Raw genomic sequence first — 12,504 nt, 5'->3', positions numbered from 1 at the left:
TGTCTTCCCTCTCGTGGCGACGCACGCTCGCGTCACCATTGCGTCGTCTCGTATCTCGTCCCGTTGAGGACCACCCACACGTTCGCTCCGGGCTGGCCGTAGTAGCACTGCAGCTGCGTCCGGCCGTTCGCGGGGAAGTTCACCGGGCCCTCCCAGTTGTTGAACTTGCTCCCGGCGCCCCAGCACTCGTAGCGGTAGCTGCCCGCGGGGAAGTCCTGCGTGTTCACCACGAAGTAGGCGCAGTACGAGCTGCCGCACCCGGGCTGCCCCTGGGCGCTCGCTCCGCGCGTGACCCACGCGCGCGGCTGCGGCCGGGGTGCGGTCGTGGCCGAGTCGGACACCACGGACGAGACCTGCCCCTCGGAGTCATACGCGCGCACCCGGATCTCGCGGGTCTGGTCGTAGCCGTAGTCGATGCGGCGCGAGCCGTTGTTCGCCACGTTCTCCCAGCCCCCGCCTGCGATGTTCACCTGCACCTGGCTGATGGCACGACCGTTGCGCGCCGGCGCACTCCACTCGAACACGATCGCCGTGCCGTCGCGGGTCGCCTTCGCGCCCGGGTTGAGCACCGGACCGTAGGGGACCGCCTGGTTCGAAGCCGCCGACGGTGTGCCGTCGTAGCGGACGCCGTCCATCGCGGTGTAGGCGCGCACGCGGACCGTGTAGGTCTGGCCATTCGTGAGGCCGCCGATCGTGGTCCCGTCCCAATCGGCGCGCCAGGCGTTGTTGTTGAGCGAGTACTCGTAGCGCAGCTCACCCGCCTGCGCGCCGTTGCCCGGTGCGGGGTCGTAGGTCACGACGATCGCGGAGTTGCCGTTCGGCGTCGACGCCCGCACGTTGGAGGGTGCGCCCGGCGCGACGAACGCGCGCCGCGGGGCCGAGGGCGGGCTGTCGGCGCCCCACCCGGCCTTGTTCCGTGCGGCGACGGTGAAGGTGTAGTCCGTCGTGGAGGCGTTGATCGCGAGCGTCTGCGACGTCTGGCCGCCCGGCACGAGCAGCGTGTTCACGACTGCGCCGCCCTGCAGCACGTTCAGACGGTACTCGGCGATCGCGTCGCCGTTGTTGGCGGGCGGGGTCCACGAGACCCGCATCTGCGCCTGCGTGCCGACGGGGTCGAGGCGTTCCGTCGACGGGGCTGCCGGGGCATCCGGGATCCGCGCGGGAATCTCCGTCGCCGACCACGCGCTCCAGCTCGACGGCTCGGGTGCGCGGTTGTGCGCCTGCACCCGCACCTGGTACGCGACCCCGTTCTCGAGGCCTTCCCACACCGTGCTGTTGCCGGTCAGGCCGGTCTTCTGCACGATGCCCGACGGCGGGGCCGGCGAGATCTCGAGGCTGAACGACTCCACCGGAGAGCCCGGGGTGCTCGGCGTCACCCACGACACCTGCAGGCTGCGGTCGCCGAAGACCAGCGTCGGCGGGTTCGGGGTGTCGGGCCGCGCGTCGGGGCGGGCGGTCTCGGACGGCGCCGAGGGGTCGGACGGGCCCACGCGGTTCACCGCGACGACCGTGAAGTTGTACTCGACGTTGTTGGTGAGGCCCGTGATCGTGCAGGTCGTGGCCTCGCAGCGCTGAGTGAAGCTCCCCGCGGTCGACGAGACCTCGTAGTGGGTGATCTCGGCGCCGTTATCGGCCGGCGGGGTCCACGACAGCACCACCGTGCGGTCCTGCACGCTCGAGACGACCGGGGTGCCGGGGGCGTCGGGCTTGCCCTGCACCGTGAGGCGGATGCGTCCCTCGACCTCGCGGTCGGTGTCGCCGGTGGCGTCGGCCACGCGGTAGCGCACGACCATGGTGCCGAAGAAGTCCTCGGCCGGCGTCACCTGCACCTGGTCGCCGGAGATCTCGGCGACGCCGCGGCCCGTCTCGGGGAACACGCCCACGATCTGGAGCGGCGTCTCGGGGAAGGGGTTGCGGTCGTTGCGCAGCACCGGCACGGTGACCGTGTCGCCCTGGTGCGCCTCGGCGATGATGTCGTCGTTCGCGGTCGCGAGCTCGCGCGTCGACGCCGTGACCCGGACGGTGACGGTGCCCTCGACGGGGTCGGTCTCCCCGTCGGACACCCGGACCGTCAGGCGCTCGAGCGTGCCCTTCGGGGTGTCGGATCCCGCGCTCACGCGCAGTTCCTGGTCGACGATCGACGCCGAGAGCCCCTGCGGCACGCCGCCCACGATCTCGTACCTCATGCCGTCGAGGTCGTCGGGGTCGGGGTCCGTCGTGAGGGCGCGGAGGTCCAGACCGGTCGGGTCCTCGCCCGGCGCGACGTCCATCTGCCCGTCGACGAACTCCGGCTGCTGGTTGTCGGGCGGGAGCACCGTGATCGGCATCGTCAGCGTCGCCTTGCGTCCCTCGGGATCGTCCGGACCGGAACCCGTGGTGACTTCGAAGGTGAGCGCGTCCTTGCCGAAGTACCCCTGCTTGGACGTGTAGACGAGGGTCGTCTGGTCCTTCACGAGGTTCGACCCGTCGGAGTTGACCGCGCTGACCTTGGCGGCCTCGGTGATCACCACGCGTCCGCCGCCGGCGGCCTGCACGTGGTCCTCCAGCGGGATCTCGATCGTCTCGCCGCTTCGCACCTCGATCGCATCGGTCGAGATGAGGGTCGGGGGAAGCGACGACAGCGCGGGCACGTGGATGAAGGCGGATGCCTCGGACCCGTCGCGGTCGGTGATCGTGTAGGTCACCAGGCGGTCGGTGTCGTCGAGCTCGATGCGCACGGAGCCGTCGCCGAGCACGCGGGCTCCCGACCCCGCGACGGAGACGTCGAGGTCCTCGACCGTGCCGTCGGGGTCCTCGTCGTTCGCGAGCACCTCGACGTCGACCGTCGTGCCGTCGACGTCGACCGCGCGCACGTAGTCGTCCCGAGCGATCGGACGCAGCAGCGGCACGTCCTCCGAGACGGTGACCTGGATGACGGCGGTGGCCTTCGCGCCGCGCTCGTCGCGGATCGTGTACTGCACCGACGTCTCGATCTCCTCGTCCGGCGCGGTGACGAGCACGCGGTCGCCGGAGACGCGGGCCTCGAGACCCTCGACGTCGGCGACGATCAGGCCGTCGCGGAGGAGCGAGAAGGCGTCGCCGTCGGGGTCGGAGTCGTTGGCGGTGACCGGCACCGCGACGGTGCGGCCCGGTCGCATGACGACGGAGTCCTTCGCGGCGTAGGGCGCCTGGTTGGCGCTCTCGGCGGGTGCGATGCCGATGCGGATCGAGCCGGTCGCCTCGGCGCCCAGCCGGTCGCGCACCCGGTAGGTGAAGGCGTCCACGCCGCCGGACTCGTCGAAGGCCTCGTACACGATGTAGTTCGAGCCGACCTCCACGACGCGGCCCTTGCCGGGCGGGGAATCGATGCCCTCGAGCCGCACCGAGTCGCCGTCGGCGTCGATGCCGTCCAGCGGAATGGCGATGCGCACCTCGCTGCCGGCGAGCGCCCGGGCGACGATGTCGCGGGGACGCGGTGCGGCGTTGGTCTCCTCATTGACCGGCAGCACCTGGATGGTGACGTAGCCGGCGTCCTTCTGGCCGGTGCTGTCGATCACCTCGTAGGTCGCGTAGACCGTGCCCGGCTCGTCGGATGCCCGGAAGCGGAGGACGTCCTGCGAGACGAACATCTCGCCGTCCTCGGGCTCGATGAGCGGCGGGACGAGATCGGGCGCGACATGGATCGCATCGCCGTTGGGGTGGTAGTCGTTCTCGAGCACCGGGATGTTGACGACGTCGCCGGCGCGCACGACGACCTGGTCGTCGTTGGCCACCGGCGGACGCAGCTGCGCGGGGGCGGGGATCGGGATCACGATCACCTCGCCCTCCGAGGACTTCAGCCCGTTGGAGACGCGGTACGAGATGCGCACTTGCGTGCCGAGGGCGGCCTGGTCGCTGATCCGGAGCGTCTCGTGGTTGAGCACCGCCACCGTGATGCCGGAGTTGGGCTCGACCGTGACGGACTGCACGACCAGGATGCCGCCGGCCGGGTCGGAGTCGTTGGCGAGGACGTTGACGAGCACCTCGCCGCCGCTGGGGAGGAGGGCGACGTCGCGCACGGCGACGGGCGGGAGCGTGGTGTCGGCCTCGGCGAGCACGTCGATGCGCACGAGACCCTCGGCGTTCTTCGACCCTGCCGCGACGAGGTACTGCACGTAGTAGGTGCCCGGCACATCCGAGCGGAATCCGAAGGTCTTGTTGGCGAAGTCGGGCGTGATCGTCGCGCCGGGCACCTCGTCGACGCGCACGAGCCGCAGCTGCTCCCGGCCCGAGCTGGTGTCGTTCGCGAGCGGCGAGACCGTCGCGACCTGACCCGCCTGCACGACGACGCGGTCGGCGTTGGTGATCGGGTCGGTCGAGCCGACGGGGCGCACGTCGAAGCGCACGATGCCCGCCGCCTCCTCATCGCCGTCGGACACCACGATCTGCACGTCCTTGCGGCCCTGCGTGCCGCCCACCGCGCGATAGGTGATGCGCCCGTCCGAGGTGAAGTCGGCCTCATCGCCGGGCGCCGGGGTCACCGACTGCAGGAAGACGTCGTCGCCGTCGGGGTCGATCCAGTCCGGGAGGACGTTGTACGACACGACGCCGCCGGCCTCGACGACGACGGTCGTCACGCGCTTCTGCACCGGCGCGGCATTGACGCTCCAGTCGTGCACGCTCAGCGTCACCGCGCCGGTATCGGTCCCGCCCCGGCCGTCGTCGATCGAGTACGCGAAGGACGTCGTGCCGCTGGCGTTCTCGGGCACCGCGACCTGCAGCGCCGCGCCGTCGTTGATGGCGGTGACCTCGCCGAACGACGGCCCGCCGTCCGCGACGGCCGCGATGAGCACGTCGCCGTCGGGGTCGCTGTCGTTGTCCAGCACCGGCAGCAGGGTCGTCCGGCCCGGGCGAACACCGAAATCGTCGTCCGTCGCGATGGGCGGCGTGTTCTTCTCGGAACGCTCGGGGAGGGTGGTCTCGACCGTCTCCTCGGTGGTCTGCTCGTCCTCTTCGGCCTCGCCCTCGGGCGGGGTGATCTCGTTCCAGTTGTCGACGCGCTGCATGCTGTCGCTCGCCATCCACGCCGCACCGCCGATGACGTCGTTGAGGACGACGACGTCGCGGTTGACGCGGAAGCGGAGGACGGATGCCTCGTCGAGCCCGTCGATGTCGGTGGCGAGATCGTCGGCATCGCCGACGCAGTCGCGCAGGAACTTCGCCGAGCCGTTCCACGCGGAGTAGGAGCATCCCTCGAGGAAGACCGGCGCCGCCGGCTCTCCCTGGGCTCCCGTGCTCTCGGCCACCGGCTCGGAGCCGTCGAGCGGCACGTGCACGAGCGACGAGGTGGTCGCGAGGGTGACGGCATCGTTCTGCGCGGACGGCTGCTGCAGGACGGCGGTCTGCCCACCCTCGACCGGGGTCTGCCGCCCATCCACGAAGAGCGTGCCGCTGTCGGAGTCGAGGATCGCCGGCCGATCGCCCACGGCCGTGATGGTGAGCGCCGCATCCGGCTCGAGGCCCTCGATGCCCGAGCGCTCCGGTTCCGACGGCACACCCTCGGCGTCGGTGCGGACGGTGACGACATCGGCGTCCTCGGGCGAGACGGCGTAGACGGTGCCGTCGAGCCCGACGGTGACATCGGCGCCCTCGCCCAGGGTCGCGAGCGGCTCGGCGGCCTCGACCGCGAACGATCCGAGTCCCGCCGCGGGAACGACCCACAGGTCTCCGGACTCTCGATCCAGGATGCCGACGGTCGTCCCGCCGAGCACCACCTTCGCGCCCGCGGGAATGTCGGCCGACTCGGTCAGAGCGACCATCGCGGGATCGACGGAGGTCACCGTCGCATCGGTCTCGTCGACGACCAGCACGTTGGCGCCGGACTGGAGGATGTCGTAGTCGCCGCTGGCCGTGCGGAGGCCGCCGTCGAGGACCTGCGACTCATGGTTGAAGTGCCCGACCAGCAGCGCGGACTGCTTCGTCACCCAGACGCCCCCGTCGTGCAGGTCGACCTCGGTCGTCGGATTGCCCTGGTACACGAACGCCATCGTGGTGATGGCGACGGCGGCGGCCGTGACGATGCCCGCCGAGGCGAGGGCACGCGGGCGCGCGCGCAGCCACGCGAATGACGTCATCGGACCTCGGCCTCCTCCGGCGGTCTGGTGCATGCGTGGCGAGCGCAGTGGCGTGGGGACGTTTCAGCCTAACCCGGGAGCGCAAGACGCTCCCGTGGCGGGATGCCGCCGGGGAGATCGTATTCCGGACGTCGCGTTGCCGCCGATGGGGACAAACACCCATGGGCGGTCGCGGTCAGCCGGCGACGTAGGCCCGCAGGTGCTGGGCGGTGAGCGAGTCGCCCTTCGCCACGAGGTCTGCGGGGGTGCCCTCGAACACGATCGTGCCGCCGTCGTGTCCGGCACCCGGCCCGAGATCGATGATCCAGTCGGCGTGCGCCATGACCGCCTGGTGGTGCTCGATGACGATCACGCTGTTGCCCGCCTCGACGAGCCGGTCGAGCATGCCGAGCATCGTGTCGACATCGGCGAGGTGCAGGCCCGTGGTCGGCTCGTCGAGAACGTAGACGGCCCCCTTCTTCGCCATCGAGATGGCCAGCTTGAGCCGCTGGCGCTCGCCTCCCGACAGCGTGTTGAGCGCCTGACCGAGCGTGATGTAGCCGAGGCCGACGTCGATCATGCGCAGAAGGGTCGTGTGCGCGGGGCCTTTCGTGAAGAAATCGGATGCCTCGGCCGCCGACATCGCCAGCACTTCGGCGATGTTCCTGCCGTCGAGGGTGTATTCGAGCACCTCGTCGCTGAAGCCGGTGCCGTCGCACGTCTCGCACAGCGTCTCGACGGTCTGCGTGAAGCCGAGCGTCGTGATGATCACGCCGAGGCCCTTGCACGCGATGCACGCGCCCTCGGAGTTGGCGGAGAACAGCGCGGGCTTCACGCCGTTCGCCTTGGCGAACGCCGACCGGATCGCATCGAGGATGCCGGTGTAGGTCGCCGGGCTGCTGCGCCGCGAGCCCTTGATGGGTGCCTGGTCGACCACCACCACGTCGTCGAACGCCGGAACGTTGCCGTGGATGAGCGAGGACTTGCCCGAGCCTGCGACGCCCGTGACGACCGTCAGGATGCCCAGCGGAATGTCGACGTCGACGTTCTTGAGGTTGTGCTGCGCGGCACCGCGGATCTCGAGGGCGCCCTTCGCCGTGCGGGTGTCGGGCTTGAGGCGGGCGCGGTCGTCGAGGTGCCGGCCGGTGACGGTCCCCGAGGAACGGAGCCCCGCGACATCCCCCGTGTACTGGATCTCGCCGCCGTTGCGCCCCGCGCCCGGGCCGAGGTCGACGATGTGATCGGCGATCTCGATGACCTCGGGCTTGTGCTCGACGACGAGCACCGTGTTGCCCTTGTCGCGCAGCTGCTGCAGCAGCGTGTTCATCCGCTGGATGTCGTGCGGGTGCAGGCCCGCCGTCGGCTCGTCGAAGACGTACGTGATGTCGGTGAGCGCCGAGCCCAGGTGCCGGATCATCTTGGTGCGCTGCGCCTCACCGCCCGAGAGCGTGCCCGAAGCGCGGTCCAGCGACAGGTATCCGAGGCCGATGTCGACGAAGGAGCCGATGGTCTGACGCAGCCCCACCATCAGCGGGGCGACGGCGGGGTCGTCGATCGTGTCGAGCCAGTCGGCGAGATCCGAGATCTGCATGGCCGCGGCATCCGCGATGCTGACACCCTTGATCTTCGAAGACCGGGCTCCTTCGTTGAGCCTCGTGCCGCCGCAGTCGGGGCACGGCATGAACTTGACCGCTCGCTCGACGAAGGCGCGGATATGCGGCTGCAGCGCGTCGCGGTCCTTCTGCAGCATCGCCTTCGTGATCTTCGGCACGAGACCCTCGTAGGTCATGTTGATGCCGTTGACCCGGACCTTGGTCGGCTCCCTGTAGAGGAAGTCGTGGCGCTCCTGGTCGGTGTAGTCCTGGATCGCCTTGTCGGGGTCGACGAAGCCGGACTCGGTGAAGCCCTTCACCATCCAGCCGTCGACGTTGTAGCCGGGGATCGTGAGGGCGCCCTCGGCGAGCGACTTCGTCTTGTCGTAGAGCTCGTCGAGGTCGACGTCGCTCTTCTCGCCGAGGCCCTCGCACGACGGGCACATGCCGCCGGTGATCTCGAAGCTGCGCCGCTCCTTGACCTTCTGGCCGCCCTTCTCGAACGTCACGGCGCCGGCGCCCTTGACCGAGGGGATGTTGAACGAGAACGCCTGCGGCGACCCGACGTGGGGCTGGCCGATGCGACTGTAGAGGATGCGCAGCATCGCGTGCGCGTCGGTCGCGGTGCCTACGGTCGATCGCGCGTTGGCTCCCATGCGCTCCTGGTCGACGATGATCGCCGGGCTGACGTTCTCGAGCGCGTCGACCTCGGGCCGGTTCAGCTGGCCCATGAACTGCTGCACGAACGTCGGATACGTCTCGTTGATGAGCCGCTGCGACTCGTTCGCGATCGTGCCGAAGACGAGCGACGACTTGCCCGAGCCGCTCACGCCGGTGAAGACGGTGAGCCGGCGCTTCGGGATCTCCACGTCGACGTTCTTGAGGTTGTTCTCGCGGGCTCCGACCACACGGATCTTCTCGTGGGAATCAGCGATGTGGGGGGCGGATGCCTCGCTCATGGGGTCCTCTCGATCGGCGGCGACGCTACATTCTGACCGACATCGAGGACACCGCGCTTCCTGAATCCTGCTCGATCGGCGTGCGCGTTCGACTGCGGTCGTTGAGCGAGCGCAGCGAGACGAAACGCGTCCGCACCGGGTCGATCATTCCGCGGGGGCCTCCGGCCCGAACGCGGCGGCGAGCGCGATCGAGTCGAAGAGGTTGAGCATGGCGCTCCGCAGCTCGCCGAGCGGGGTCGCGAAGCTCGCGAGCGCGACCTGCTTCGAGCCGGGCACGGCGAACCAGTACTCCGCCTCCAGCCGTGTCGCCACGGCGGTCGCGCCGTCCTCCTCGACCGTCTCCTCGTGAAGCCGGTCGAGCCGGAGCATGCTCGCCCGCGGCCCGTCCAGGCGCTTCGCCGTGTCGATGCCCGCAACCCGCAGCACCCGGAAGCTCTCCTGCAGGGTGCCCAGCACCGCATCCGCGGACGTCCCCACGGCCGGGCTCATGCGCATGCCCTCCGGCGCGTGCACCGTGAGGGACGCGGGTGTCGGAAAGCCGGGCACGATCTCGATGCACAGGAAGAGCGCGTGCGCCGAGGCATCCCGAGCCGAATCCACCGCCCGCTGGAACGCGACCCGCAGCCGGCGCCGTGCGATCGCGGCGTCGTCGGCCGGTCCGGCGAGTTCGCGCACCGCATCGTCGATATGGACGGATGCCTCGCCCTGCTCGCGCGGGTCGAGGGCCAGCCAGCGGCCGGGGAGCGCGAAGGTCAGCCGGGGCGTGATGCCCGTCGACGCGTCGGCGAGGCTCACGACCCCTCGGCGATGCGCCGGACGTCATCGGCGGTGAGCGCGAGGCGCTCGCTGCCGCCGGGCATCGTGACCCCGAGGGACTGGGCGAGCTCGGGCGTGATCACGGCGGCGTCGCGGAACGCCTCGGAGTTGCTGCCGTAGTCGCCGCGATCGCCCGGGACGAAGTAGATGCTCACTTCCCGACCGGCGGACGCAGGATCGTCCGCGAGCACCGGAGCGGCCGCCTGCGCCGTCGTCACGATGCTCTTCTCCGCGGCGTCGTCGACGAACAGCACGACGACGATCTGCGTGTTCCAGGGGGCGCCCGAGTGGGTCGCGTACGCGACGGATCCGTTGACGCCGTCGATGGCGGCGAGATCCTGTTCGAGGCCGCTCGTGTCGGGGTCGGTGGCGCACCCGGTCAGGGTCAGAGCCCCGATCGCTGCGGCGATCGCCAGCACGATGCGAATCCGTTTCATGGGCACTCAGGAACCTCTCGTGTATTCCGCGATGTAGACGTCTTCGTAGCTGTCCGCGCCCTCCTGGGCGAAGAAGATCTCGTCTCCAGGCCGCGGTTCAGGCAGGTAGCGCTCGGCCTCTGCACCATACATAGCGGCGTCGTGCGTCGGCCAGGTGAGCGGCCGGTACGTCTGCCAGTCGTTGTCGAACCGCACGTAGTCGATGGGGTCGAGGCCGAGGAACTCGAGGGTGTGAACGGGATCGATCCCGTTGTTGATCTGGGTGACCCGCACGTGCGGCGGCATGTCGCTGTAGTGCTTGTCGATCGCCGATCCCGCGGTGAAGACGGACTGCACGCGATCGGCGACGCGAGGGTTGGTGGCGAGCTCACCGGCCATCATGCCGCCGAGAGACCAACCCGTGAACATGATCGGCGCCTCGCTCTCGAAGACTCCGGCCTCGGTCATCGCGTCCCACACCGCCTGTTCGTACTGCGTGGGCACGCCGGGGAAGATCGACAGCATGGCGTCGGTGCGCGCATCGTTGAGCCCGCCGTCGGTGTTGAAGGGGTCCCAGTTCTGCGTGCTGGGCAGCTGAACCCGCCACGAGATCACCGTCCCGTCGGCATCGCGGATGGCGACGACTCGGATCTGCGTGAGGGCGTCCTCGCCCTGATCATCCTGTTCCGACAGGTCGGTCATCAGGCCCTGGTAGTCCCGTGCCTCGAGAGCATCGTCACCCGGCTTCGGCTTCTGGTGGGCGCCCGAGACCCGCTGCGGCTCCCCGGACATCTCGCCGAGAGCCAAGGCCAGCAGGGCGATCGCGAGCACCGCCGCCAGCACGAGGAGCCCGACGACGCCGAAGCCGACGAAGACGAGTCCGACGACGAGCAGACCGATCAGCAGCATCGCGGCGACGACGAGCGCCGAGACGAGGGAGCTGAGCAGTTCCTGCAGCCCGTCGACCACCGCCGACAGCACGTGCGACGCCCACTCGCCGACCAGGTCGAAGAATTCCCCCACGCCTTCCCAGAACTGGTCCCAGTTGTCGCCCCACGAGTCGGCGCCGTGCTCGATGGCGGTCTCGATCGCGTCGATCGCACGGTCCGCGGCATCCCAGATGTCCTGGCGGGCCCGGTTCAGCGTGCGTCGCGCCTCTTCGACCTGCCCCGCGGAGTGCGCGGCGCCGCTCTGGGCTGCCCAGAGCTGTTCGTAGAGGACGTCAGTAGGCGAGCCCTCGGCCTCGGCCCGGGTGATGGAATTGTTCAGCTCGTCGAGATCCCCCTGCAGCCGGACGGATCGTGCCTGGTGGAAGTCGGCGTCCTGCACCGCCGCCCTCGCCGTCGCCTGGATCGGCCCCAGCTCGACCGCATACGTCGTGAGTGCCGTCGCGGTGCCGCCGTAGCGCTGGCGAGCGCGGCGAAGACCGGCGGATGCCTCGGCCGCCGAATCCTCGACCGCCTCCGTCGCACGGCTGCGCTGATCGTCGACGAGATCGCGCAGGGCATCGGCGGCGCGCGAGATCGCATCGGCGGTCGATTGGAGGCGCCGAGCGCGTCGCTCGAGCTCGTCCGGCCGGCCCTCGAACACGTCCTCGAACTCGGCCGCGAGACCCGAACTCACGGCGCATTCCCCTCGGTGTCGAGACCGTCGCCCAGCGTGCGATCGAGGTCGGTGAACGTCTCGTCGATCGCGTCGAGCCAGTCGCGCACGGCGACGAGCTTCTCCTCGAGCTTGCCTCGGTTGTGATCCCAGTTGCCGGCGAAGTCGCGCACCCTGCCCGCCAGACGGTGCTCGCCGGTCAGCTCGGCGAGGTCCTCACCGACGCGGTCGGCGCCGCGGAAGGTCGCGAGAGCCGCCTCGACGCGGACCTTCGCGCCGCGCAGTGCGGTCAGATCGAGATCGACGTCGGCCATTCGGCTCCTCCGCACGGTGGGTTCGGTCGAGAGCCTAGGGACCGTGCACCACCGTGGCGATGGGGACAATCCCCCACCGCGGGGCCTCATGCTCGTTCAGGCAACCCGGCACCCCTTATGCCGATCAGGCCGCGCGCCAGCATCCGTCGACGTGGTCGTCGACCATGCCCGCGGACTGCATCAGCGCATACATCGTCGTCGAGCCGACGAAGCGGAAGCCCCGCTTGCGCAGCGCCTTGCTCATCGCGTCGGACTGCGGCGTGGTCGCCGGCACGTCGGCGAACGTCGCGGGGCGGGGCCACGCCGCGGGCGCGAACGACCACAGGAACGCGTCGAGCTCGCCCTCCTCCATCTCGAGCACGAGCCGGGCGTTGGAGATCGTGGCGAGGATCTTCGCGCGGTTGCGGATGATGCCGGCGTCGCCCATCAGCCGCTCCACATCCGTGTCACCGAACCCGGAGACGACCTCGGGTTCGAAACCCGCGAAGACCTCCCGGAACCGCGGTCGCTTGCGCAGGATCGTGATCCACGACAGCCCTGCCTGGAATCCCTCGAGGCTCATCTTCTCGAAGAGCGCGCGATCGCCGTGGAGCGGGACTCCCCATTCCTCATCGTGGTACCGGCGGTACTCGGCGTCGTCGCCGACCCATGCGCAGCGCGCGATGCCGTCAGGACCGAGGCGGGTGTCTGTGCTCACGCCGCGACCCTACCCGGTGCCCCCGACGCGTTTCGTC

7 protein-coding genes are annotated in these 12,504 nt (G+C 70.0%); all 7 read right to left on the bottom strand.

What is annotated here, in order from left to right:
• Nucleotides 1-32 precede the first annotated feature (32 nt).
• The 7 genes from HF323_RS13120 to HF323_RS13090 all read right to left on the bottom strand — a co-directional run bounded on the left by HF323_RS13120 (nucleotide 33) and on the right by HF323_RS13090 (nucleotide 12,467).
• A complete protein-coding gene (locus HF323_RS13120; protein WP_169583049.1) occupies nucleotides 33-6,092 on the bottom strand; it encodes an Ig-like domain-containing protein in 6,060 nt (2,019 codons plus the stop codon).
• Between the two features lie 175 nt (nucleotides 6,093-6,267).
• Nucleotides 6,268-8,622, bottom strand: coding sequence for an excinuclease ABC subunit UvrA (locus HF323_RS13115; protein WP_169583048.1), 2,355 nt, complete (start codon nucleotides 8,620-8,622; stop codon nucleotides 6,268-6,270).
• Nucleotides 8,623-8,766: 144 nt separating this feature from the next.
• Entirely contained in the window at nucleotides 8,767-9,417 is a 651-nt protein-coding gene (locus HF323_RS13110) for a hypothetical protein (protein ID WP_317451073.1), read from the bottom strand.
• On the bottom strand, nucleotides 9,414-9,875 hold the full coding sequence (locus HF323_RS13105; RefSeq protein WP_169583047.1) for a hypothetical protein: 462 nt from the start codon (nucleotides 9,873-9,875) through the stop codon (nucleotides 9,414-9,416). Before HF323_RS13105 ends, HF323_RS13110 begins: the two co-directional genes overlap by 4 nt.
• Nucleotides 9,876-9,881: 6 nt before the next feature.
• The gene (locus HF323_RS13100; protein WP_169583046.1) at nucleotides 9,882-11,477 is read right to left on the bottom strand and encodes a hypothetical protein; all 1,596 of its coding nucleotides are present in this window, start codon (nucleotides 11,475-11,477) and stop codon (nucleotides 9,882-9,884) included.
• Nucleotides 11,474-11,770 (bottom strand): hypothetical protein, encoded by a 297-nt coding sequence (locus HF323_RS13095; RefSeq protein WP_169583045.1) that lies wholly within the window; start codon nucleotides 11,768-11,770, stop codon nucleotides 11,474-11,476. Before HF323_RS13095 ends, HF323_RS13100 begins: the two co-directional genes overlap by 4 nt.
• Nucleotides 11,771-11,894: 124 nt before the next feature.
• Nucleotides 11,895-12,467, bottom strand: coding sequence for a DNA-3-methyladenine glycosylase I (locus HF323_RS13090; protein WP_169583044.1), 573 nt, complete (start codon nucleotides 12,465-12,467; stop codon nucleotides 11,895-11,897).
• Nucleotides 12,468-12,504: the final 37 nt, after the last annotated feature.

Origin of the sequence: Microbacterium sp. MF43 (assembly GCF_012847295.1) — a bacterium.
GTDB lineage: Bacteria > Actinomycetota > Actinomycetes > Actinomycetales > Microbacteriaceae > Microbacterium.
Note: the sequence above shows the minus strand (reverse complement) of the source record. Positions and strands in the feature narration are given on the sequence as shown.

What these genes read in the sequence shown, in the direction of transcription:
- HF323_RS13120 (WP_169583049.1), bottom strand. Translation starts at nt 6,092, where the DNA reads ATGACGTCATTCGCGTGGCTGCGCGCGCGCCCGCGTGCCCTCGCCTCG.
- HF323_RS13115 (WP_169583048.1), bottom strand. Translation starts at nt 8,622, where the DNA reads ATGAGCGAGGCATCCGCCCCCCACATCGCTGATTCCCACGAGAAGATC.
- HF323_RS13105 (WP_169583047.1), bottom strand. Translation starts at nt 9,875, where the DNA reads ATGAAACGGATTCGCATCGTGCTGGCGATCGCCGCAGCGATCGGGGCT.
- HF323_RS13095 (WP_169583045.1), bottom strand. Translation starts at nt 11,770, where the DNA reads ATGGCCGACGTCGATCTCGATCTGACCGCACTGCGCGGCGCGAAGGTC.